At 57.7% G+C, this 22,961-nt stretch carries 17 protein-coding genes and 1 pseudogene; 5 read left to right on the plus strand and 13 right to left on the minus strand.

Going from position 1 to position 22,961, the window contains the following annotated elements; translation table 11 throughout:
* Nucleotides 1-100: 100 nt before the first annotated feature.
* Nucleotides 101-1,120: a Glu/Leu/Phe/Val dehydrogenase family protein gene (locus ACYZUA_RS27005; RefSeq protein ID WP_056743244.1), complete on the minus strand. Its 1,020-nt coding sequence runs from the start codon at nucleotides 1,118-1,120 to the stop codon at nucleotides 101-103.
* 183 nt (nucleotides 1,121-1,303) lie between these two features.
* On the opposite strand from ACYZUA_RS27005, the gene ACYZUA_RS27010 reads away from it, so the two are divergent.
* The gene (locus tag ACYZUA_RS27010; RefSeq protein WP_461961304.1) at nucleotides 1,304-2,107 is read left to right on the plus strand and encodes a SirB1 family protein; all 804 of its coding nucleotides are present in this window, start codon (nucleotides 1,304-1,306) and stop codon (nucleotides 2,105-2,107) included.
* A 112-nt stretch (nucleotides 2,108-2,219) separates the two neighbouring features.
* Here the strand turns inward: ACYZUA_RS27010 and maiA are convergent, their stop codons facing one another.
* The 3 genes from maiA to hmgA are packed head-to-tail and all read right to left on the minus strand — an operon-like array spanning nucleotide 2,220 to nucleotide 5,480.
* Complete coding sequence (maiA, locus tag ACYZUA_RS27015; RefSeq protein ID WP_461961305.1) at nucleotides 2,220-2,855, minus strand: maleylacetoacetate isomerase; 636 nt, start codon at nucleotides 2,853-2,855, stop codon at nucleotides 2,220-2,222.
* Nucleotides 2,856-2,867: 12 nt separating this feature from the next.
* Complete coding sequence (gene fahA, locus ACYZUA_RS27020) at nucleotides 2,868-4,172, minus strand: fumarylacetoacetase (RefSeq protein WP_461961306.1); 1,305 nt, start codon at nucleotides 4,170-4,172, stop codon at nucleotides 2,868-2,870.
* A 3-nt stretch (nucleotides 4,173-4,175) separates the two neighbouring features.
* The gene (gene hmgA, locus ACYZUA_RS27025; protein ID WP_461961307.1) at nucleotides 4,176-5,480 is read right to left on the minus strand and encodes a homogentisate 1,2-dioxygenase; all 1,305 of its coding nucleotides are present in this window, start codon (nucleotides 5,478-5,480) and stop codon (nucleotides 4,176-4,178) included.
* A 164-nt stretch (nucleotides 5,481-5,644) separates the two neighbouring features.
* On the opposite strand from hmgA, the gene ACYZUA_RS27030 reads away from it, so the two are divergent.
* Entirely contained in the window at nucleotides 5,645-6,469 is an 825-nt protein-coding gene (locus ACYZUA_RS27030; RefSeq protein WP_461961308.1) for an IclR family transcriptional regulator, read from the plus strand.
* 53 nt (nucleotides 6,470-6,522) lie between these two features.
* Here the strand turns inward: ACYZUA_RS27030 and ACYZUA_RS27035 are convergent, their stop codons facing one another.
* From ACYZUA_RS27035 to ACYZUA_RS27050, 4 genes are all read right to left on the minus strand, one after another.
* Nucleotides 6,523-8,922 carry a dermonecrotic toxin domain-containing protein gene (locus ACYZUA_RS27035; protein ID WP_461961309.1) on the minus strand — a complete coding sequence of 800 codons (2,400 nt, stop codon included), beginning with the start codon at nucleotides 8,920-8,922 and terminating at the stop codon, nucleotides 6,523-6,525.
* Nucleotides 8,923-9,112: 190 nt separating this feature from the next.
* The gene (locus ACYZUA_RS27040) at nucleotides 9,113-11,668 is read right to left on the minus strand and encodes a LuxR C-terminal-related transcriptional regulator (protein ID WP_461961310.1); all 2,556 of its coding nucleotides are present in this window, start codon (nucleotides 11,666-11,668) and stop codon (nucleotides 9,113-9,115) included.
* A gap of 140 nt (nucleotides 11,669-11,808) precedes the next feature.
* Nucleotides 11,809-13,176 carry a DUF1329 domain-containing protein gene (locus tag ACYZUA_RS27045; RefSeq protein ID WP_461961311.1) on the minus strand — a complete coding sequence of 456 codons (1,368 nt, stop codon included), beginning with the start codon at nucleotides 13,174-13,176 and terminating at the stop codon, nucleotides 11,809-11,811.
* Nucleotides 13,177-13,199: 23 nt separating this feature from the next.
* The gene (locus tag ACYZUA_RS27050) at nucleotides 13,200-14,993 is read right to left on the minus strand and encodes a DUF1302 domain-containing protein (RefSeq protein WP_461961312.1); all 1,794 of its coding nucleotides are present in this window, start codon (nucleotides 14,991-14,993) and stop codon (nucleotides 13,200-13,202) included.
* A gap of 874 nt (nucleotides 14,994-15,867) precedes the next feature.
* Here ACYZUA_RS27050 and ACYZUA_RS27055 point away from each other — a divergent pair.
* The 3 genes from ACYZUA_RS27055 to ACYZUA_RS27065 all read left to right on the plus strand — a co-directional run bounded on the left by ACYZUA_RS27055 (nucleotide 15,868) and on the right by ACYZUA_RS27065 (nucleotide 19,271).
* Complete coding sequence (locus ACYZUA_RS27055) at nucleotides 15,868-18,006, plus strand: S-type pyocin domain-containing protein (protein WP_461961313.1); 2,139 nt, start codon at nucleotides 15,868-15,870, stop codon at nucleotides 18,004-18,006.
* 1 nt (nucleotide 18,007) lies between these two features.
* Nucleotides 18,008-18,274 (plus strand): bacteriocin immunity protein, encoded by a 267-nt coding sequence (locus tag ACYZUA_RS27060; protein WP_461961314.1) that lies wholly within the window; start codon nucleotides 18,008-18,010, stop codon nucleotides 18,272-18,274.
* Nucleotides 18,275-18,503: 229 nt separating this feature from the next.
* Nucleotides 18,504-19,271 (plus strand): N-acetylmuramoyl-L-alanine amidase, encoded by a 768-nt coding sequence (locus ACYZUA_RS27065; protein WP_461961315.1) that lies wholly within the window; start codon nucleotides 18,504-18,506, stop codon nucleotides 19,269-19,271.
* 77 nt (nucleotides 19,272-19,348) lie between these two features.
* Here the strand turns inward: ACYZUA_RS27065 and ACYZUA_RS27070 are convergent, their stop codons facing one another.
* From ACYZUA_RS27070 to ACYZUA_RS27090, 5 genes and pseudogenes are all read right to left on the minus strand, one after another.
* Entirely contained in the window at nucleotides 19,349-20,260 is a 912-nt protein-coding gene (locus ACYZUA_RS27070; protein ID WP_192410173.1) for an SDR family oxidoreductase, read from the minus strand.
* A 112-nt stretch (nucleotides 20,261-20,372) separates the two neighbouring features.
* On the minus strand, nucleotides 20,373-21,275 hold the full coding sequence (locus ACYZUA_RS27075) for an alpha/beta fold hydrolase (RefSeq protein ID WP_461961316.1): 903 nt from the start codon (nucleotides 21,273-21,275) through the stop codon (nucleotides 20,373-20,375).
* The gene (locus ACYZUA_RS27080) at nucleotides 21,275-22,057 is read right to left on the minus strand and encodes a class II aldolase/adducin family protein (protein ID WP_461961317.1); all 783 of its coding nucleotides are present in this window, start codon (nucleotides 22,055-22,057) and stop codon (nucleotides 21,275-21,277) included. The genes ACYZUA_RS27075 and ACYZUA_RS27080 overlap by 1 nt, the downstream gene beginning before the upstream one ends.
* A 147-nt stretch (nucleotides 22,058-22,204) precedes the next feature.
* Nucleotides 22,205-22,297 (minus strand): annotated as a pseudogene (locus ACYZUA_RS27085) (LrgB family protein); the annotation flags it as partial.
* 55 nt (nucleotides 22,298-22,352) lie between these two features.
* Nucleotides 22,353-22,808 (minus strand): flavodoxin, encoded by a 456-nt coding sequence (locus tag ACYZUA_RS27090; protein WP_461961318.1) that lies wholly within the window; start codon nucleotides 22,806-22,808, stop codon nucleotides 22,353-22,355.
* Between the last annotated feature and the right edge of the window lie 153 nt (nucleotides 22,809-22,961).

Genomic DNA, 22,961 nt, shown 5'->3' on the forward strand with positions numbered 1-22,961 from the left:
CACGCCGCGTCAGCGTGCGTCAGTCAGGCCTGACGCTTGTGGCGCCAGGCCTTGGGAGCAAGTCTGCCGGATAGGCCCTCACTCCTTCATCGGTTCAACCTCATCGATACAGCACTTTCTCCGCCAACTCGTCAGCCACCCGGGCCGGCGAGCGTTTTTCCGCTTGAGCATGGGCGAAGACTTCGGTCAGCCGGGAGCTGATTTTCGACAGGTGTGCGGTGATAGTCGACAGCTCTTCGCCGCGGTGTTTGAGCGAAACGTAGATCAGCCCGCCGGAATTGATCACGTAGTCCGGCGCATACAGAATGCCCCGCCGTTCCAGTTGATCGGCGACTTCCAGATGGGTCAGTTGATTGTTCGCCGAACCGGCCACTGCTGCGCAGCGCAGTTGCGTCACGCTGTGGCTGTTGAGCACGCCACCGAGGCCGCAGGGCGCGAGAATGTCGCAAGGGGTGCTGAGCAGCGCGTCGTTGGCGATCGGATGGGCGCCGAGTTGCTCCATCGCCAGTTGCACTTTGCCGTGATCGATGTCGCTGACCAGCAGTTCGGCACCGGCGGCGTGCAGCTGTTCGGCGAGGGCATAACCAACGTTGCCGAGCCCTTGAATCGCCACTCGCAGGCCTTCGAGATTATCGCTGCCCAGCCGGGCCATGGCGGTGGCACGGATGCCAGTGAACACGCCCATCGCCGCGTGCGGTGCGGGGTCGCCTGCCGAGGTGGTGCTGGTGACGTGCTGGGTCTGTTGGGCGATGCAATCCATGTCCGCCACCGAGGTGCCACTGTCGATGGCGGTGATGTAGCGGCCGTCGAGCTGATTGATGCAACGCCCAAAGGCTTCGAATAGCGCGGCGCGGTTTTCCACATGGACCGGGCGAACAATCACCGCCACGCCGCCGCCCTGAGCCAGGCCGGCCAGCGCCGCCTTGTAACTCATGCCTTGGGCGAGGCGCACCGCATCCTCGACGGCAGACTCGTCGCTGGGATAGGCAAGATAACGACACCCGCCCAGGGCAGGCCCCAGACGGCTGTTATGAATGGCAATGACCGCCTTCAACCCGGTGACCGAATCGACGCTCAGATGCAGGGATTCAAGGCGAGTGCTTTGCATGAGAGCGAACATCGTAGGGCTCCCGAATCACTTCTTGTAGTCGCCAGTATAGGCTTGCGCCCGAAAATTGCAGAAGCGCACCGGAATAAGCGACGCCGCCAAGCAGCCTTTCGGACATAACCTGCAACCGCCTATGTCCGGTACTGGACGAATGGCGGAGACGGGGCTAAAACGAGGCATTACCCGGAGATTTTGATGACCCCCCGCCAACGTTTCTTCGACTGTCTGCAACGTTCACCGCCCGCGCTGTTCGAGGCGGCGCTATGGATTGCCGCTGAACACGACAGTGAGGTCAATCCCGAAGCGGTGCTGCACGATTTCAAGGACCTGCAACAGCGGGTCAGTTGTGGCTTGCCGATGTTGCCGGTCAGCGAGTTGGCCCAGCCGTTATTACGGCGGATGAATGACCTGGGATTCGCTCAGGACGACTCCACGCCGTTGCGTCCGCAAGTCGCGCTGGTCAATAAAGTGCTGGAACGCAGACGCGGGCAGCCGCTGAGTCTGGGATTGGTTGCCCTGGAACTGGCCAAAGGTCTGGAAATCCCCATGGTTGGCGTCAACTTCCCCGGGCATTTCCTGCTGCGGGTACAGGGCGCCGATCACCTGCTCGACCCTTGCGGCGGGCGTCGTTTGTACCCCAACGACTGCCGGGAATTGCTGCAACGCCAGTACGGCCCGAACATGAAACTCAGCGCCGAACATTTGCTCACCGCCGAGCCGGTGCAAATGCTGCAGCGGCTGTCGCGCAACCTGCGTCAGTTACACCTTTCCAACGATGACTACATTGGCGCCCTGATCGACGCTGAACGTGTGCTGGAACTGGGCAACGCCAACGCTTCCGACTACCTGGCCCGGGCCAGCCTCTATCAACGACTGGATTGCCCGAACGCCGAGCGCTTTGACCTGGAGCATGCCCTGCTGCTCAGTGACGATCCGATCCAGCGGATTCGCCTGACTGAGCGATTAGGGCACCTGCCGCCAAACTCCATCGTCCACTAACCCCCCTGTAGGAGCCGAGCTTGCTCGCGATGCAGACGACTCGCTCCATCAGGCATACCGCGTTATCGTTCTTCGCGGGCAAGCCTTGCTCCTACAAGGGCGGTGCGAGGTGTTAAGGGGTGTCTGGCTGATTCGCCGGGTGCGCCTTGATGAATGCCGGATGCGTCGCCGCCAACGCCGCCACTCGACGAATCCGCGGATATGCCTCAAGTGAAATGCTGAAGCGCTCGGCCGCGTACAGCTGCGGGATCAGGTACACATCCGCCAGCCCAGGCGTCAGACCAAAGCAATATCCCTCATCGCCGATCAACTGCTCCACCGTCGCCAACCCTTGGCTGATCCAGAGCCCGATCCACTCCATCACTTGCGGTTCATCGTGCCCCAACTGCCGAAGTTTATTGAGCACGCTGACGTTGTGCAGCGGATGCACGTCGCAGCCAATCACTGCCGCCACACCACGCTCATGGGCGCGAGCGGCGAGGTCTTTGGAGAGCAGCGGCACCTGTGGATAACGTTCCTCCAGGTATTCGATGATCGCCGGCGACTGGATCAACAGCTCACCTTCGTCGGTGCGCAAGGCCGGCACCCGGCCTTGCGGATTAATGCCCAGATACGGCGGCTGTCGATGTTCACCACCGGGCGGCGCGATCAGGTTGATCGGCAGCGCCTGGTAATCCAGGCCCTTGAGCGCCAACGCGATACGCACCCGATAGGACGAAGTCGAACGGTAGTAGGTATAGAGTTCCATGACCCGATCCTCTTAGCGCGCCGGCAGCACTTTGCCGCGGCATTCGCCGAAACCGATGGAGGCAAAACCCTCGCGGGTGCAACGGGCACGCAGGATGATTTCGTCGCCGTCCTCAAGGAACTTACGCACCTCGCCAGACGCGAGTTCGATCGGCTTTTTACCGCCCTCGGTGATTTCCAGCAGGCTACCGAACTGACCATTTTCCGGGCCCGACAAGGTGCCCGAACCGAACAGGTCACCGGCCTGCAACTGGCAGCCATTGACGCTGTGGTGCGCGACCATTTGCGCCACGGTCCAGTACATGTGTTTGGTGTTACTGAGGGTCAGGCGATGGGCCGGCAGTTTTTGCTCGCGCAGGCCTTCGGTGAGCAGCAGCACTTCCAGTTCGATGTCGAAGCCACCGGCGGCTTGATCACGTTTGTCGAACAGATACGGCAGCGGCTGCGGATCGCCTTCCGGACGTGCCGGTTGAGCACGACGGAACGGCTCCAGCGCTTCGGCCGTCACCACCCAAGGCGAGATGCTGGTGATGAAACTCTTCGACAGGAACGGCCCCAGTGGCTGGTATTCCCAGGCCTGGATGTCCCGCGCCGACCAGTCGTTGAGCAGACAGAAACCGGCAATGTGATCGGCGGCGTCACCGATGGCGATCGAATCGCCCATCTCGTTGCCCTGACCGATCCAGATGCCCAGCTCCAGTTCGTAATCCAAACGCGCGCACGGACCAAACGTCGGCTCGGTCTGACCGGCCGGCAGGGTCTGGCCTTTCGGACGGCGAACATCGGTGCCCGACGGGCGAATGGTCGAAGCGCGGCCGTGATAACCGATCGGCACGTACTTGTAGTTCGGCAGCAACGGGTTGTCCGGACGGAACAGTTTGCCGACGTTCTGCGCGTGCTCGATGCCGACGTAGAAGTCGGTGTAGTCGTTGATTTTCGCTGGCAGGTGCATTTCGCAATTCGCCGCCAGTGGCAGCAGTTTTGCGCCTTGGGCTTCGATCTTGCCGTGCAGCGTGCTGCCTTCCTTGAACAGTTCCAGCAGGCGTTCGCGCAAGGCAACGCGAGCCTCGCGGCCCAGCTCGAAGAACGCGTTCAGCTGACCGCCACGGGTGGCTTCGATTGCAGTTTTTGCGACGCCATCGAACAACCCGGCGTCCAGTGCAGCTTCCAGATCAAAGATATGTTCGCCAATGGCCACGCCACTGCGCGGTGCCGAACCCTTCACGCTGAACACGCCCAGCGGAAGGTTTTGCAGAGGAAAATCAGCATGGCCGTTGGCGGAGGCAACCCAACTACGAGTGAGGGAAGTCTGAGTCATGGGTTATCTCCGGGTCGGGTCGAAAGTGGCGGGCAGCGTGGCCCAGCAGGCATCGTAGTTGTTTTGCAGTTGCGGGCAATCCAGGGCGAAACGGCTCGGGCGCAGCACCTGGCTGGTCTCGAACATGAAGGCCATGGTGTTGTCGATTTTCGCTGGCGCGAGTTCGGCGTTGATCGCCTTGGTGCAGGTTTCGCCATCCGGGCCGTGGGCGCTCATGCAACTGTGCAAGGACGCGCCGCCGGGCACGAAGCCTTCGGCCTTGGCATCGTACTCGCCCTTGATCAGGCCCATGAATTCGTTCATCAGGTTGCGGTGGAACCACGGCGGCCGGAAGGTTTTCTCGGCCACCATCCAGCGTGGCGGGAAGATCACGAAGTCCAGATTGGCCAGACCGTGGACGCTGGTCGGCGACGTCAGGACAGTGAAGATCGACGGATCCGGGTGATCGAAACTGACCGTGCCGATGGTGTTGAAGCGACGCAGGTCATATTTGTACGGCACGTTATTGCCGTGCCAGGCGACCACGTTCAGCGGCGAATGATCGAGTTCGCAGCCCCACAACTGGCCGAGAAATTTCTGCACCAGCGTGGTCGGTTGCTTGAGGTTTTCGTAATTCGCAACCGGGGTCAGGAAGTCCCGCGCGTTGGCCAGGCCATTGCTGCCAATCGGACCCAGGTCCGGCAGACGCAGCGGCGCGCCGTGGTTTTCGGCAATGTAGCCGCGAGCTTGCGGGTCGAGCAGTTCAACGCGGAATTTCAGACCGCGTGGCAGTACGGCGATTTCCAGTGGCTCCAGTTCAAGCACGCCGAGTTCGGTGGCGATGCGCAGGCGTCCCAACTCGGGCACCAGCAACAGTTCGCCGTCAGCGTTGAAAAACACGCGCTCCATGGAGCGGTTGGCGCGATAACTGTAGATGCTGATCCCGGCCGGTTTTTCCGCGCCCGAGTTGGCGGCCATGCTCACCAGCCCGTCGATGAAATCGGTTGGCTCGGTTGGTATGTCCAGCGGATTCCAGCGCAGACGGTTGGGGGTCACTTCACCCAACGCACCGCCGGCCAGTTGCCGATCCAGTTTGACGAACGCCGGGTGATTGGCCGACGGCTGAATGCGGTACATCCAAGTGCGCCGCGCTTCACTGCGGGCCATGGTGAACGCCGTGCCGGAGAACAATTCGGTGTAGAGACCGTAAGGCGCTTTTTGCGGGGAATTCTGGCCGACGGGCAGTGCGCCGGGCAGCGCTTCGCTGCTGAATTCGTTGCCGAAGCCGGACTGATAAGCCAGCTCGGGCGCCGTTGAATCGAGGTTCATGGAGCCTCCTGAACAGGGAGTTGGCATGGCCCGTTGCTCCATTGAAGAGGTCTCGGCACGCCTGGGTTATTTTTATCGTAATTCGATTACGCTTAACGTAATTTGATTGGTATTGACCGTCAAGCTATAAAGACGCCCATTCGTCCCGGGATCAGACCGCCTCCATGGAAACGCCGCGCAGCAACGATAAACAGAAAGTCCGCTCGGCCGAGGTCGGCACCGACATCCTCAAGGCGCTTGCCGAGCTGTCGCCATCGACTTCACTGTCGCGCCTGGCCGAACATGTGCAGATGCCGGCGAGCAAGGTTCACCGCTATTTGCAGGCGCTGATTGCCAGCGGTTTTGCTGAACAGAATGCTGCCACCAACCATTACGGTCTGGGGCGCGAAGCCTTGCGCGTCGGACTCGCCGCACTCAACAGCATGGACGTGCTGAAAGTCGGCGCCCTGCCCCTGGCCGAGTTGCGTGACGATCTGAATGAAACCTGCTTTATAGCGGTGTGGGGCAATCAGGGTGCGACGGTGGTGCACATCGAGCCGGCGGTGCGCGCGGTGACGGTGGTGACGCAATTGGGTTCGGTATTGCCGTTACTCAGTTCGTCGACGGGGCTGGTGTTCGGTGCCTATCTGCCGAAGCGTGAAACCGTGGACTTGCGTGAGCAGGAACTGCAGAGCAGCGCTTCACATGCGCTGGCGGATGATCAGGCCTATAAAGCGTTATGCGAGCAGATCCGCGAACGCGGTCTGCATCATGTACATGGTTTGCTGATGCCCGGTGTCGATGCGTTGTCAGCGCCGGTGTTCAACGCGGTCGGACAGGTCGCCGCAGTGCTGACCATTGTCGGCCCGACTTCATTGTTTCACGCCGATGAAAACGGCCCGGCAGCGCAGCGGTTGTTGGCTGCGACGCGGGCCGTTAGTTGGCGGATGGGGTATGAACCGATCCCGGATTCATTGACACGAGATGTTGTGCAGCACGATGGAATTTAACGTCTTACGCCAATTTCCTTATCGATGAATACAAGGGAGGAATATCTCAGCCGTTACAGCAGACGAGTTCTGCTGTCGAGGGCTTGTGGATCATCGAGAATAGCTTTAATGGCCTCGAGCGCCCGTGAAGGCAAACTCTGATGCCGGGTCGCCTGGCTGTAAAACTTCTGAACCAAATACATATCGCCCGCCAATTCGATAAAGGTCTTCTGCAACTTGGTTGGCTGGCCCCAGCTGTAACCGGCTTTACCCAGCGACGCCAGTTCGATCAGAGCATCCAGAAAATGCTTTGCCGCAGTGGCGCGATCCCCGTCGTTATAGGCTTCGGCACCTTGCAGAGTGCTTTTGGTGAACAACACCACACTCAGTGCAATGCCCACCGGCGGAATCACCACGCTGACAACGGTGGCCGCAGCCTGCACCGCCTCGAACACCAGCTTGAAGATGACTTCGTCAAGGCTTTCGGTCTTTTCATCGATATCGGAAATCGTGCGATTAATCAGATCGTCATAACTGCTGCCCAAGTCTCTGACGCGACTGTCGCGTCGCAGAACCGGGGCCTCATTGCCAAGCTCTTCCAGATCGGTGATGTACGTACGCACCACCTGCTGATCCTTATTACGAACCCGGTCATAGAAATAGTTGCCGAATTTGAGCTTCTTGATGGCGGATACAAATTCTGAATGCGGACGAATCAGTCGGCCGTCAGGTGCGTCAGGTGTATACAGGAACTCCTCAATCCGACCACCAATGACCAATCGGAAAACGTATACGCCGACCACCAGTTTGTCTCGCAAATGAAACTTGAACGTTGCGCTGTAGCGAACTTCACTCGGATATTCACCTATGGGACTCATCGATCGCGTGTCAATTTTTTCCAGGGCTTCAATCACAGTCATCAGTTCCCGAGACTGCTCGGCAGTCAAACGACCGTTAAAACGTTCCTGCATCACCCCCACTTTCATTTGGCGGCGGTGGACTTCCAGGTGAACCATTCGTTTAAGCGCACCCTCGGGATGGCTTCTATTCAAATGCGTCGAACGCAGCATTTCGATGTACTTTTCGCCCGGGCGCAGTGTGCGCGACCAGCCGGCAATATCCCGGATATCAAGTTTGCTGATCGGCGGATGATCATGTTCCAGGGTAAATCGCGGATAGCTCCAAGGCGTTTGTTTTTCATCCGCGTAAAAATGCGTTTCGGTGCTGATCAGTTCGGTCAGCGTCATACCTAACTGCGGACTGACGGATATAAAGAGGCGATCAGGATTGACCGTTGCCCGCTCCCCCCTTTCAGCCAGCACTTGCTCGATACGCTGTTTAATCAGATCGAAGCAGAACTTGTCATAGGGAATGAAACCGCCTTCACGAGTGGCAATGACCTGCAAGGCCTTGAGTTCGCACCGAGTGCGGGCAAAGTTCTGGCGTCGAGCGTCGGAAGCAGCGCGATAAAGGTAGGGTGTCCGGGACTCTTCCTCGGCCACTCGCCAGGCGCGAATGTTTTCAATGATGGCGGTCAGTACTTCAGCGCCTTTGAAAGGCGATGCAACCAGGCTCACTCCCTTCCAGGTACTCGGCAAACGTTCGACCTGTTTCAGATAGGTGGCAATGGCTTCTCGATCCACAGCGTGGGACTGCAAGGTGAGGTAGTCCCGACCTTTGCCCTCTTTTGTCCATTCGCCAACCCGCATGCCTACTCGATACAGATCCTGGCATTCGTACCAGTCCTGTCCACCTGGCGAGCCTGGCGCATACAGCAAGAAACCGTCGTTATCAACGCGTCTTGCAACCAGAATCAACTGCTCAAGCGCACGCGTGTTGTCGATGAGCCGCACGCCATCAATGGTGTATGCCTGGTCGCCGCGCACGGCGGAGACAATCCGTTCGAAGTTCTCGTCGTTGATGTGCCCCTGATAGCGAGCCGCCGTCGCACTCAGAAACAGGCGCTCGATCATGACGTTCTTCAAGGCATGCATGACTTCTTGACGCTGATACCGAGAACGAAACTGGGCACCGTAGGCAGCCCGGGCATCGGCGCTCATCATCTCTTCAAACCATTGCTGATTCAGCTCGGCGGGAAGTCCGTCCCCCGTGAATACGAGTTTGGCCCTTTGCCCCTCCTCGTAAAGGCCGTAGATGAATTGCTCGGTCAGGGTGCGAGTATCTTCCTGCTCGATCGTCCGCCCTCCCACCTGGAATGTATAACGGGCATTACACACAATTTCATCGGCATCCCGGTCCTGGTCAAACTCCAACTTAATGTTCTGATTGACAATACTACGGGCAAAGTCTTTGAGCGAGCTGAAGTGCCCTAACTGTTTTTTCAACTCACTCTCACTCGCAACCAGCCGTTCTTCCTGACTTAAATAGTGCTCGCGATCATTCTGAGTTATTCCGTCCAGCCACCAGAGGCTTGCATCGGCAATTAACGTCTTTCCATTAAATAAACTGTTCATACTCATCGTCCTTTGTTAACACGTTTATGCCTGACACGATGTCAAAACACTTAGCGAAAACTTATTCCAGAACGATGCAAAGCAACACAGATCAAAAAGCACAAAACATTATAGAAGCGAACAACTTATTACCAGAAACAAAAATACACAGAACAAGCACATACAAACAACCATCAAATACAAACGACCTTTACGAGCACACACCTAACAACTTAGCCTTGGCCACAGCTTGCGTTCTGCGTTCAACTCCCAACTTTCCATTAATTCTACGGGCATGAGTTTTTACTGTATGTAACGAGATGAACAATACATCGGCAATCTGTTGATTGGAGTTGCCCTGTGCGATCAACTGCAAAACTTCAAGTTCTCGTTTACTGAGGGGACTGGAGCTGTGAGCCTCAACAGACAGTTCGGTGATCGACACCTCCGCTGCAGATGTACGCAGCCACTGGGGTTGTCGCAACTGCAACTCGCGCCACGCTTGCCGCCCTTGGCAACGGCTGATCATTTGCTCTCCTTCTTGCAAAGTTGCAGCGGCCAGATGCGATTCACCCTGAAGCCAGATCACTTCGGCCCGCGCCAGATGCAACTCCGCTTCGAGGGCGAACATTCCGTTGGCGTGCGCATTGTCGATCAGAGTTTGAAGCAACGCTGCGGCGTTGCCGAGCTGTTGCAGATAAACCTCGGCCAGAATCAACAGGTACTCAATCCGCGGAATAAGCTCCAGTGTTGCCGGGGGTGCCTGGCGAGCCTGCGGCCCACAATAATGACGCAGTACCCGCGTCAGTGCCTCATGGGCCAGTTGCGGTCGCCCCTGCTGCAACCAGAACTGACTGCTGACCTGCAAGAGGACGCCACGATAGACGGTGTCCGGAATTTGCCGCTGCTGCATCAGCCGTTCAGCATCGCGTAATTGGACAAACGCCTGAGTGTAATCACCCTGATTGGCCGCCAGTTGCGCGAGACCAAGAAATCCAAATAACACACGCTTGTCGTGACTGCGCAGACACAACTCGAGACCGCGCTGAAAGCACTCGCGTGCGTGTTCAACATGGCCCATGGTTAACGCCAGTCGCCCACGTCGCAAAGCGATACGCCCAAGCAACGGCGCGGGCCGGTCGGCCTGCTGGCAGAGCTGTTCATGTATGTTGAACAACAAACTCTCGGCGCGAGCCGGGGCACCACGCTGCTCCAGCCATTGCGCATGATCGAGCTCCATCAGGCCCTCGAACACCAGCGATCCTTGCGCACGCGCCAGGCACAGCGCCTCGCGGTTGTGGGCTTGCGCCACGTCGAGTTCACCCCTTAGCAATGCCTGTTGCGTCAGACCGGACAAACACATCAGGCGCGCCGTCCAACAGTCGGGATCGAGCGCGCTCAACGCGTCAAGAAAGTGCGCGCGCGAAGACTCCATTCGTCCCTGTAAATGCAGCAACCAACCCTGCAGGGCCTGCCAACGGGCAATCAGTTGACGCTGAAGCACCGCCGAGGGTTGAGGCGTGAAATGCGCCAAATGAGCGATGCAGGCAGTCGCCTGTTCGAAACGTCCGGCGAACAACAGCGCAGCTGTAATCAGTCCGACCAATTGCGGGCTGCCCAGCGTCAGCTCCTCGCCCTGCTGCTCATGCAAACGCAACAACAGCACCACCGTTTGCTCCTCGAACAAATGCTCGAAACTGAAGTGCTGCAACAGGCTAACGGCGACCTCAAACTCTTCAGCCAGCAGCGCTTGTTCGAAGGCGGCTTTCCAATCCAGTTCGGCGGCAAACCACTGGCAGGCACGACGATGCCAGGAACGTCCTGCCGGCCATTGCTCATCGCGCATCAACTGAGTGAGCGGTGGGAAAATCTGCAGCCAGTCTGCGGAGTCCTTCCACGGTTCGATAAAGCAACCCAACTCCTGCAGCGCTCTCAAACATTGCGCACCCTCACCCGCGCCAAACAGGTGATCGCACAGCCTTGCATTGAATCGAGGTAAATGGGCGAGTACGCGCCAGGCTTCCGTCAGCTCCGGGGTCAGCGTGGTGAACAACTCGTGCTCCAGGTAATCGAGCAAGGTGTTCGTTCGGCCATGTAGCGCGTTGTTTTGTGACCAGTCGCACTTTTGCAGTAACGCAATCCGTACGCCGGCGCACCAGCCACCACTGCGCTGGATGATCTTGCCGGCGACAGTATTGGCCTCGGCCGGTGCCAAATGCCGCAACAACCTGGCGATCTCACTTTGATTGAACGCCAGCGTAGAGTGCTCGCATTCGTATAACTCATCATCAAGCAGCAAGCGCGGCCAGTTGCATTGCGGCCGACGGCGGGTGCCCAGCCACCAGGTCAACATCGGGCTGCTGACCGCCAGCATGCGATCCAGTAGCAAGTCCAACTCGGGGTTCGGGACGCGGCAATAGTCATCGAGAAACAGCCAGGTTGGCGTCTGCAATCGTGACAGATACCCCAGCAACTCGTATTCACCTGACGTAGTCAGCCCCAGCGTCTCTGCCAGACTATGACGAAACTGCGCCGCACTCGACGCCACGCCAGACAATGGCAACCAATGCACCCGGCACTGGGTTGGCGCCTGCAACAGGCATTCGGCGAGCAGCGCTGTCTTGCCACTGCCGGCCGGTGCGCAAAGTAATTTCACCCGGGCCGTGGAGGTCAGTAACGGCTCGGTCAGGCGAGCCCGCGACTGGTGATGAGTGGACAGACGGGGAAGGAATCCAGAACGGTCCAGACACGGGATCATGGCGGTCATTGCGGCGTGCCTTTTTATAATTGTCCGGCAACCCTAGCCCTCTCCAACCCACTTGTTGAGAAGTATTCAGCACGCTGATTGGCACCCATAAAAAAGGCGACCACCCGGTCGCCTTTTGTACTGTCGATGTATCAAAACCCTTACCGAACGCCCTCGGCGCGCAAGGCCGATGGGGTGTAGTCGGCGGCCTTGGCTTCGAAGCCGAATTCGAAACTGTGCTTCTCTTCGTTCTTCATTCCCAGGGCAATGTATCGGCCGGCAATGATGTCGTAGAGCGCTTCGAGGGTGTAGGCCGGAGTCTGGTGATCGTAGTAATACTGAGCGTGACCCTCGGCTACTCGCCACAGCTGACCGCGACCGTCGTAATGGTCTGCCAGCGCCACTTGCCAGCTGTCTTCGTCGAGGTACATGTGGCGTTTGGCGTAGATGTGCCGTTCGCTCGGCTTGACCGTACCGATCACTTCCCAGACCCGGTGCAACTCATAACGGGTCAGGTCCTGATTGATGTGCCCGGCCTTGACGATGTCGTCGTACTTGAGGCTCGGCGAGTCGAGTTTGTAGCTGTTGTAAGGGATGTACATTTCCTTCTTGCCGACCAGTTTCCAGTCGTAGCGATCCGGTGCGCCGGAGAACATGTCGAAGTTGTCGGACGTGCGCAGGCCGTCAGCGGCAGTGCCCGGCCCGTCATAAGCCACTTGCGGTGCGCGACGCACACGGCGCTGGCCGGCGTTGTAGATCCACGCCAGACGCGGCTCTTTCACCTGATCGAGGGTTTCGTGCACCAGCAGCACGTTACCCGCCAGACGCGCAGGTGCCGTCACCGACTGCTTGAAGAAGGTCAGCACGTTGGCGGCTTTTTCCGGGTCCAGTTCCTTCATCAGTTGCGGTACGGCGATCTCTTCCTCGAAGCGGATCGGCGTGTAGCTGCCGTTCGTTTGCGGGGTCACCTGAGTGATGATGCGGCGCAGGTTGCCGCCGTGATAGCGGGTGATGTGGTTCCACAGCACCTCGACGCCGGTCTTCGGAATCGGGAAGGCGTAGTAGCGGTTGCCGGTGAAATTGGCCAGGCCGTTACCTTCGTTGATGCTGTTCACGTTCAGCGCGCTACGTTTGGCCGACTCGTAGATTTCCGGCGGCAGGGCCACGGTGCGGTGGCTCGGGTAGACCGGGATCTTGTAGGTTTCCGGGTAGCGTTTGAACATCGCCACCTGACCTTCCGACAACTTGTCTTTGTACTTGTCGACCGTCGCGGCCGTGATGGTAAACAGTGGTTTCTCGCTGGCGAACGGGTCAGCCAGGAAACCTTTACTGTCCACCGCGCCGGCGTTTTTCGGGATGCCGCCGGTCCAGGCCGGGATCGAGCCGTCGGCATTGCCGGCCTTCTCGGCGCCCAGCGGCGTGAGGCTGCTGCCAAGCTTGTTGGCTTCTTCGGGCGAGACCGCCGCCATCACGTTGGCAGCCAGCAGACTCAAGGCCAGGGCGCCGCATTGCAGAATCATCTTGCGCATTAAAATCATCCTTCTCAGCCAGATCAGAAGTTCACGCCGAAGCTCAGCGCCAGGAAGTCGCGGTCTTCCAGGGTGTTGTAGTCACCGCCGAAGAAATCGGTGTAACTGAGGCTCGCGGTATAGGTGTTGCGGTAGTCGGCATCGACGCCGACGCTGACTGCCTTGGCGCCTTCGTTGAACAGCCCGTTGGGGCCATAGCCGGCGACATCATGGGACCAGGACAGGTTGGGCTTGAGATTGATCCCGCCGATCACGTTGGCGTAATCGAGGATCGCCCGGGCGCGGTAGCCCCAGGAGGTCGAGGTGACGAAGCCGTCGGTATCGCCGCCAAAACCGTACTGGCCATAGACCGAGTCACGGCCGTAACGCAATTCGGATCGCGACTCCAGGCCACCGACGTGCACCACCGCCGCTTCGCCAACCAGAGTCAGCCGTTGGGCGCCCAGCACTTGGTCGAAGAAGTGCGTCAGGGTGCTCTGGATCTGCGTCACTTCCTTGCGGCGGTAGCCTTTGTTGTCGGCACCTGGCGTGGTCGCGATAGGCGATGCCGCGCCGCCTGCGATCGGGTTGAGCAAGGCCAGGGTCAGGTCGTTGGTATTGACTTGCACCGGAGCGTTGGGGCGATAGCTGATCTCGCCGGTCCACGCCGTGCCGGTAGGCAAGGTGGTGGAAAAGCTCGCGCCGTAGAGACGGATGTCTTCCGGGTACTCAAGGTAATACTGGCCGCGTCCGAGCATCACACTCTGAGCCAGTGCAGACCCGGTACCGGGCGCGATTCTGTTGGCGGCACCGACGATGGCCGGGATCCGTGCCAGCGTTGTCAGGCCGGCAGTGGTGGTGCCGACCGTCGGGCTACGGCTGTGATAGTTCATGAAGTACAAACCGTACTCGGTGTCGTCGCCGAGCCAGCGCAGCGCCGTCCCCCACTGCCCGGAGTCGCGGGCGTCGCGGTCACCACCGCGCGGTACGACCACACCTTCCTGACTGACTTCGAAGCCTTGGCCAAACGCTGCAGCGATCGGTTGCAACGGTGCGATCGCCGGGCTGGCAACCGTGTAATTCTTGTTGCAGCCGTCAGCCACCACGTCGTTGCCGAAGAAGGTGCCGCAGTTGTCGACGACGGTCTGGTCCCACTCCAGTTGATAGAAACCTTCCACCGAGAGTTGGTCGGTCAGGCTTTGCGAGGCGAACAACATGTTCACCGGAATCAGGCCTTCCTTGATTTCGGCGCCAGGACGACGGAACGCTGAAACGTCGATCGGGTTGATGCTGTTGATCGAGTTGCCGATGAAGGTACTTTCACCCCAGCTGACCACTTGCTTGCCGGCGCGCACAGTGCCCGGCAGCTCGGCGATGGAATAGTTGTGATAGACGAAGGCGTCGAGCAGTTGCACCCCGGAGGACTTGGCGCCTTCTTTACGACCGCTGTCACTGATCTGTTTGAATTCACGATCCTCGTCCTTGAGTTCGAAGTCGTACCAGTACTTGCCACGCACGAACACCCCGGTGTCACCGTACTTCAGTTCGAGGTCATGAATGCCCTTGAAGATCTTGGAGAAGGTTTCGCCCTTCTTGAAGTTCAGCCGCCCGTCATCCCCGGTCGAAGACTGGCCGGTCCCGCCATTGACGACCCCCACCAGGGATTTGTCGGCATCGCGCATGCCCCAGCTCGCGCCGACGGATAGCGAAGAGTCAAAAGTCCCCTCGATTTCCCCGATGTTGAATGAAACAGCCTGCGCCTGGGCGCAGCAACCCAAGGCAACCGCAGCGGCGAGCGCTTGCGGCGTGAAGATGGCGCGCATTGTTGTTTTTGTCATGCGTCTTCCCCGGTGAGTGACAGAAGGCCCCACCCTACTGCCGCACGTTGGGAGCGATAAGCGCACCAAGGAGGTATTCGCGATGTAGCTCCAAAGGATGAATGCCCGGATGGGACGGCGTTTTGCGCGGCTTATGGATGGGCTGGATGGGGGGTTATCAACGCAGCGCATGGCGTGTGGGCGGGGCTTGTTGCCACTGTTACTCATGCTGCAACAGTTCATGTCATGAATCGCTATTTTTCCTTTTGGCTCAAGGCCTTATTCTTGCCGGGCTTTCACGGCAAACGGCCGGAAAGCAGGAAGCAATGGCGAGTGTCCCGTCCACGTCATTGGCGATAGATTTCAGATGAATTGAAGCTATTCGACTCATCGCCCTGTGTTCACTGACGTTGGTTTATTGCTCCTTGATCAATCGTCTTACTTTGGCCGCTGCGTATGCAGCGGCCTTTTTTATGGGCGGTGGTTTTGTGGTGCCAGCCCTTTTACTAGATGTTTAAAACAAGTCCTACAAGACATTTCCTGTAACCGCATAAGAAACATCTTCTTACTCAGAGGACAATCTCGCCTGTATTCCCGCCTTATCGAAACGCCTCTCAAGTTTATGTGCAAAAGCCCACACGCCTCTCAGACCCATTACTTTTCGATTAGCTGTAACTTGAAATGGCACGATAAAAACTGTTGGCAGTGCATACACGCCAACAAAACTTACATCTTAAACAGCACGCAAATTCAAAAGGATATGAATATGCAAAAACCACCAAAACCGCCACAGGGAAATAACTCGAGGCCAGGTTTTCTCGAAATAACCACACCTATACATACAGTAGGCGTCGCACCCGATCACTTTACACCTCCGCCTAGAAGTGGAACTCGTTTGCAAGCAGGTCCATTTGGGCCCGGTGTTTCGACTTACAATCAAAATCGAGGCACCGTAATAAATACGACCAAGGCGCTGGAGCGGGAATATCAGACCAGGTCCAGCGAACTACCGCAAACCATCGAGGCAGAACTGGCAGCGACCCGACATGAATGTCCAACGGATCCAGTTCCACCTTTGCAATCCGTCGCCCGGGAATTAGGGGTACTGAATAAACTTACACAACGTAAAACTGCAGAGTTCCACAGTAAAACAGCCACTGCCAATATGTTTTATGGAGGTGATCCATTTAACCGGCATATCAATGAATTCATGATCACAGCCACGAAGATGGAGAAGTGGCCGGGACCGAATGGCATTGCCATGCAGGCCTTGAATCAATCACTCAGAGCCGCGATCGATGCCAGATTACTGTCTCAAACCTTGCAGTCGCTCCACCAGCGAACAGCCAATCTTCAACACACCCTCAGTGCCATGCAGGCCGCTGAACAGGTGCGATTGGCGGAACAAGAAGCACAGCGAGTAGCTGCCGAGCACGCCCGGATCGCAGCTGAACAGCAACGACAGAGGGACATTGCCGATGCTGCACACCGAGAGCGGGTTGCTTTTTTCGCTCGTGAGCGGGCACGGTTTGTAGCACTACATGAGGCTAGGCGTCCTGCCAAGGAACAAGCACAAACTGCCGCTGAAGCAGCTGCACGCGAAGTGGCTGCAGAACAGGCACGCCTGGAAGCGCAAGCAGAACCCTTGCGCCGGGCAGCAGAGGCAGAGGCAGAGGCAGAGAAATTACGCATAGAGCGAGCACACCGAACTCAAAAAGAGCAGCGAGAACGTCAGCGTGAAAACGCACTACGCACAGAGCAGGACGTATCTCGCCAGCAAGCTGAGAAAAACCGCCGGGAAAGGCTATTCCAGGCAGTGCTGGACGCCCAGGAAAAAAGGCGACAGCAGGCATTGCTGGACGCTCAGGCCGAACCGGAACGACTTGCAGAACAAGCCCGACTGAAAGCCCAGTGGCACGCACAGACTGAGGCACGCTGGGAAAATCCCGAATTCGCCCACTACGGTTCGATGGCGGCATTCGGCCCAACGTTTACCGGCACACTCGGAACTATCGGCGTTAGTCCAGCGACCTACTTGGCGCTCAGGACCGCGTTACGTGCAGCGGTATCCGTAGCTATCGCAGCACTTGCGTCAGTAGCAGCGCCGATCCTGGTCGGGTTCGCCGCCCTGGCGGTTCCCTCCAGGCTGGGCAACGGTGATCTTTTTTCTGTCAGTGTTCCGCTGTCAGAACTCGCTCCTGACTCAACTGCCGACCTGTATGAACTGGCAGCCGTCGGAGGGGAAATCGACCTGCCAGTGAGACTCGGCTCGAGGACGATAGGCAACAGGGTAGAGATCGTTGTTGTTACCACTGACGGAGTGACAGTACCCGCCAGCGTGCCGGTAAAGCTTGCTCACTTTGACGCGCGCAAGAATGTCTATGTTTCCGGCAGCACCGTCTCCAACGGTTCCGTCATCACCTGGACGCCGCTGGTAGAACCGCAGGATCCTTCAACGGAATTTCCGCTGATCGACACTGACCTGCCGATCTATGAAGGCGCTACCGTCACCCCCGACACAGGGCGAATCGATCCGTTTCCAGAGCTGGATCTCTACGGATTTGGTGGCTTCATCACCGTCTTTCCGATCGAGTCCGGCATCCCTCCGACATTCACGATGTTCAGGGATCGGCGACAGGATCCCGGTGTTGCCAGTGGCGCCGGACAACCAGTTTCCGGAAACTGGTTGGGTGCAGCCTCGACGGGAGAAGGAGCGCCGATTCCGATGCAGATTGCGGATAAATTTCGAGGACGGGAGTTTTCGAGTTTTAAAGCGTTTCGCAGAGTATTTTGGAAGGCCGTGGCCAATGACCAATTTCTGATTGATCAGTTTACCCAACTCAACAAAATTGACGTGAGAGATGGTCTATCACCAAGTGCCCTCCCCTCGGAGCAAGTCGGTGGACGGAAGAAGTTTGAGATCCATCACATCAAGCCTATCAGTGAAGGCGGTGCGGTTTACGACCTAGATAATCTTCGTATACTGACACCAAAGCAGCATATTGAAACTCATTCCAGAAAAGGAGAAATGTGAAATGGAACTAAAAAATAAATTCGAAGAATACACAGAATCCGAGTATCTGAATGTTATAAATCGCTTGTTCCAAGGAAAATTTTCATCAGAGAAAGAACACGATGAATTTGTTGACAACATCGTAAGCACTTCAGAACACCCAAACGGCACAGGCGTTTTGTATTATCCAGAAGAAGGTGTTGAAGACGGCCCTGAAGGGGTATTAAAAGCCATTAAAACCTGGCGAGCAGCCAACGGCAAACCAGGCTTCAAACCTGAAGCGCAGTAATCCAAACAAAGAAGCAAGCATTCGTGCTTGCTTCTTATACTGTCCATTCGCAGCCAGTATTCATGCGAACCAGTGAGAGACTGTCTACCACCTACACACTTCTCGGAAATCGACTACATCGTTCTGTAATCATAAGAACCGCCCCAACGATTAAGGTTAATAACAAGTCAGCCATTCATTTGCAATTGGCGCCCTGACACTAACCTAATTCATTGCGAGCAATCTATTCATGAGACCCATTGACTACAACAAATACCGCGCCACTAAAAGCTTCAACACCCGCGTACGCTTTCTGATTTTCCACTACACAGCCGGCAACTTCTCCAGTTCGGTCAACGCACTCACCGGCCCGAATGTCAGCGCCCACTATCTGGTTCCCGACATTACCGATCCGAGCTACTTGAAAGCAGGTTACACCGGGCAGGAAGTCTTCAATCTCGTCGACGAATCCAAACGTGCGTGGCACGCGGGCGTGAGTCACTGGGGCAACCAAAGCAATCTGAACGACACGTCTATCGGCGTTGAAATCGTCAACCTTGCAACGTTTAGCCAAGGGGTTTTCAACTTTCCGCCGTATCAGCCAAAACAAATTGCCGCCATTGAAGAGCTGGCGCTGAACATCCTTGAACGTTACCCGGATATCAGCCCGACCCTTGTTCTGGGGCACTCGGATATTGCGGTCGGCCGCAAGAGTGACCCAGGGCCGAAATTTCCCTGGCATGCCCTTTACTTGAAAGGCGTCGGTGCCTGGTTTGACGATGCCACCCGAGATATCTATCTGCAGCAATACAACGAGACCGGCATTCCAGCCCGAAGCGACTTGCTCAAACTGTTCAAGACCTACGGGTACGACGTTTCCGGCGCGTCAACCGAACAAGGCTTCACACACCTTGTTCGGGCCTTTCAACTGCACTTTCGCCCGGAAACGTACGACGGGATCATGGATGCGCAAACGGCAGCGAATCTGGCGGCATTGGTTGACAAGTATTTCCCTTGAAGACCGCTGCAAACCAGATGTCGGGCCCGACTATTAAGAACCAGCCAGGTCAAGAACGGTGACCTTGCTGGTTTCCTTTAAATCGAATACTTCTGCAAATTCGCCATCATTTCCTTCAGCGCTTCAAGGTTGTCCTGCGGGTGCGCCGCGCCTTCGAAATCGCAGATCTGCTGCCAATGCGCCGCCACATCTTCCGGGGAGAAACCAATTCGAGGATCAAACCCCGCGCCGAGGCTTCGTTCCCAGCGCACCTTGCCCATCCAGCCGCCACCGACTTCAAACAGCCCGGAGGTTTCCTGGCAGTTCTCGCTGGCGAGGTACACCACCAGCGGGCTGACCAGTTCCGGTTTGAGTTGTTCGAAGACTTGCGGCGGGATCAGGCCTTCGGTCATGCGGGTGCCGCCGGTGGGGGCGATAGCGTTGACCAGGATGTTGTTCTTGCGGCCTTCGATAGCCAGTGTACGGGTCAGGCCGTAGAGGCCGAGTTTGGCCATGCCGTAGTTGGACTGACCGAAGTTGCCGTAAATGCCCGAGGTCGAAGCGGTGAAGATGACGCGGCCGTAGTTTTGCTCGCGCAGGTGCGGCCAGGCGGCGCGGGTGACTTTGTAGGCGCCTTCGACGTGGACGCGGTAAACCAGGTCCCAGTCGCCGTCTTCCATTTTGTGGAAGGTTTTGTCCCGCAGGATCCCGGCGTTGTTGACCACTACATCGACTCGGCCGAAGGTGTCCAAGGCGTTCTGAACGATTTTGTCGCCGTCGGTGACGGAGTCATGGTTGGCCTCGGCGATGCCTCCGGCCTCGCGAATTTCGGCCACCACCCGGTCGGCTGCCGAAGCGTTTGCGCCTTCGCCCTGAGCCGAGCCGCCGAGATCGTTGACCAGCACTTTGGCGCCCTGTTTGGCGAACAGCAGCGCGTGGGCCCGGCCCAGGCCGCCGCCTGCACCCGTGATGATCACGACTTTATCTTCGAAACGCACAGACTCATTCATTGGGGGGACTCCAGCAGGCCAGGGGACAATGAGTCCGAGTGTCAGGCACGGCGATGCGGGTCACAATGAACTGGGGTGAGGCTGAATGGTGCGCGATAAGGCAGGGGGATAATCAGGAGCAGGCGGCCTTGCGAGCCGGTGAAACCAGCTGATCGCGAAACTCCAGATAGTGCTTGAGCACCTGCGCCGGCGCCTCGGTTTGCGGGTAGTGGCCAATACCGGGCAACAAGACCGTGTCCGGGTTCGGGATCAGTTCCCGATAACGCCGGACCATGTGCGCGCCGGAGATCGGATCGATCTCACCATCGATCACCCGCAGCTGCACTTCATCACGCTGCATCGCGCCGACCCAACGCTCGCGCTGGACACGTCGTTCGGGGATATAGGCGATCAATTTGTGCATGATCCGAGGCCCCTGATTGCTCTCGATCAAGCTCCAGAAATCATCCATTTCGCTCTCGGTGGGGCGGCTCTCGGGGCCGAAGATCTGCCGAAAACTCCTCACCAGTCCCTCTCGGGAAAAGGCTCGCCCGATCATCCAGCCCAAGGGGCTGAGCAGGAGTTTTTGCATCAGGACCGGGCGATGGGTTTCGGGAAAGAGGCCGCCATTGAGGAACACACAACTGGCGATATGAATGCGCGCTTCGTAATGCCGGGCCAACAGTTCCTGAGCCACGCTGTCGCCATAATCGTGGGCCAACAGGTGCACCGGCTGCTCGACTCCCAGGTGTGCCAGCAAAGCCTGTTGCAGATCGGCCTGTTCCAGCAGGCTGTATTCGTGATTCACCGGTTTGGCGGAATCGCCAAAGCCGAGCATGTCGCAGGCAATCACCCGATAGCGCTGGGTCAGCGGCTGCCAAAGGTAATGCCAGTCCCAACTGGCGGTCGGGAAGCCATGAATTAGCAACAGTGGCTCACCCTGCCCGGCCGTCCAGTAACGGATAGTCTGGCCACGGAATACGAACGTCTGGCCGCGTTTGCGCCAGACACACAAGGGGATCTCGGCGAGTGCCATTAGAGTTTATAACCCGCGTCTTGTTTATCGAGTTTGCGCAGCAGCGCTGGCCAGGCCAGTGCGCCGCCCATCCCTTGAGCGCTTTTGGTGACACCGGCGATCATTGCCTTGGCGCCTGCCAGAATCTGCGGTTCGATGGCGATCAGTTCGGCGCCACCGTTCTGCGCCAGCACCTGGATATCGCAGGCGCGCTGGAAGGTAAACATCATCAGGAACGTGTCGGCGATGGTCGCACCGCAGGTCAAAAGACCGTGGTTGTGCAGCATCAGGAAATTGCTTTCGCCGAGGTCGGCTTGCAGTCGCGCCTTCTCTTCATGGTTGAGCGCAACCCCTTCGTAGGCGTGATAAGCCAGGCTGGACAGGACAAACAATGATTGTTGGCTGATCGGCAAAATGCCTTGCTTCTGCGCCGACACCGCGACACCCGCCGCCGTATGGGTGTGCAGCACGCAGACGACATCGTGACGAACCTCGTGCACCGCGCTGTGAATGGTGTAACCCGCCGGGTTGATCTCGTAAGGGCTGTCCATCAACTTGTTGCCGGCCTGATCGACCTTGACCAGGCTGGACGCGGTAATCTCGTGGAACATCAGCCCGAACGGGTTGATCAGAAAGTTTTCGGTACCGGGGACCTTGGCCGAGATGTGGGTAAAAATCAGGTCATCCCAGCCATGCAGGGCGACCAGACGATAGCAGGCGGCAAGGTCGACACGGGTCTGCCACTCGGTGGCACTGACCTGGTCTTTGACACTGTGTGGCAGTTGGACGGGGGCTACGTTCACGGCAAGGAACCTCTAATTTTTATTCTTGGGGTTTCTATTGTTCACCGACGCTACAACAGTCTAGTCACGCCCCGGGGATCATGTAGTTGCATTGGCAGCCAGCTTGATGGCCTAGCGAGTCAGTACGCCAACGAACCTGGATCAATGTCAAAGTACTGCCGCCAACAACGGTGCGTCGAACAGATTCAGCAGCCCCGTCAGAACCATGACTAACCCCGCAACTGATCCCTCTTCACCCCCACTTCATATTCAAAAGCCGCGCAAGCCTGGCTAGTCTTGCTGCGCGAGCGGCCGCTCAGCCCCGCAGAGCGCTGACCAACTCTGTCAGCCAAGGCTCGGCATCGGTTTCCGGCGTCACGCTTTCGCTGGCGTCCAGGCGCAGCATGGGCAGGACTTCGCGTATTCCCAGCTCTGCGAACAATTCGCGCATCAACTCGCCGCCACCGCAGAACGTGTCGCCGTAACTTGCATCGCCGAGGCCGATCACCGCGCCCGGCAATCCACGCCAAGCGGCTGGTAACTGGTCGCGAATGGCGAAATACAACGGTTGCAGGTTGTCCGGCAACTCGCCCATGCCGGTGGTCGAGGTCACCGCCAGGAAGGCTTCGGGAGCAAAGGCCTGAACATCGGCGAGGCTCGCACGCGGGTTGTGCCAGGTTTCGAAACCCGCAGCTTTTAAAATATTCGCGGCGTGGCGGGCGACTTCTTCAGCCGTGCCGTACACCGAGCCGGAAAGGATGGCGACTTTCATCAATCTGATCCTGAAGCTGAGTAAAAAGACGGGGGATATTAACAGCCGTGGCAAAAAAGCTGCGATTGACTCTCAATTAACGTTGGTGACCTGTAGAAAGTTTTCAGTGTTCTTTTAGAATGCATCCCACAATCAAATTGGAAAGGACTCTCC

Source organism: Pseudomonas sp. LS2P72 (genome assembly GCF_054897865.1).

Bases quoted from the DNA above. Each gene is read 5' to 3' on its own strand.
- ACYZUA_RS27005 (WP_056743244.1), bottom strand. From the start codon at position 1,120: ATGTTCGCTCTCATGCAAAGCACTCGCCTTGAATCCCTGCATCTGAGC.
- ACYZUA_RS27010 (WP_461961304.1), top strand. From the start codon at position 1,304: ATGACCCCCCGCCAACGTTTCTTCGACTGTCTGCAACGTTCACCGCCC.
- maiA (WP_461961305.1), bottom strand. From the start codon at position 2,855: ATGGAACTCTATACCTACTACCGTTCGACTTCGTCCTATCGGGTGCGT.
- fahA (WP_461961306.1), bottom strand. From the start codon at position 4,172: ATGACTCAGACTTCCCTCACTCGTAGTTGGGTTGCCTCCGCCAACGGC.
- hmgA (WP_461961307.1), bottom strand. From the start codon at position 5,480: ATGAACCTCGATTCAACGGCGCCCGAGCTGGCTTATCAGTCCGGCTTC.
- ACYZUA_RS27030 (WP_461961308.1), top strand. From the start codon at position 5,645: ATGGAAACGCCGCGCAGCAACGATAAACAGAAAGTCCGCTCGGCCGAG.
- ACYZUA_RS27035 (WP_461961309.1), bottom strand. From the start codon at position 8,922: ATGAACAGTTTATTTAATGGAAAGACGTTAATTGCCGATGCAAGCCTC.
- ACYZUA_RS27040 (WP_461961310.1), bottom strand. From the start codon at position 11,668: ATGACCGCCATGATCCCGTGTCTGGACCGTTCTGGATTCCTTCCCCGT.
- ACYZUA_RS27045 (WP_461961311.1), bottom strand. From the start codon at position 13,176: ATGCGCAAGATGATTCTGCAATGCGGCGCCCTGGCCTTGAGTCTGCTG.
- ACYZUA_RS27050 (WP_461961312.1), bottom strand. From the start codon at position 14,993: ATGACAAAAACAACAATGCGCGCCATCTTCACGCCGCAAGCGCTCGCC.
- ACYZUA_RS27060 (WP_461961314.1), top strand. From the start codon at position 18,008: ATGGAACTAAAAAATAAATTCGAAGAATACACAGAATCCGAGTATCTG.
- ACYZUA_RS27065 (WP_461961315.1), top strand. From the start codon at position 18,504: ATGAGACCCATTGACTACAACAAATACCGCGCCACTAAAAGCTTCAAC.
- ACYZUA_RS27070 (WP_192410173.1), bottom strand. From the start codon at position 20,260: ATGAATGAGTCTGTGCGTTTCGAAGATAAAGTCGTGATCATCACGGGT.
- ACYZUA_RS27075 (WP_461961316.1), bottom strand. From the start codon at position 21,275: ATGGCACTCGCCGAGATCCCCTTGTGTGTCTGGCGCAAACGCGGCCAG.
- ACYZUA_RS27090 (WP_461961318.1), bottom strand. From the start codon at position 22,808: ATGAAAGTCGCCATCCTTTCCGGCTCGGTGTACGGCACGGCTGAAGAA.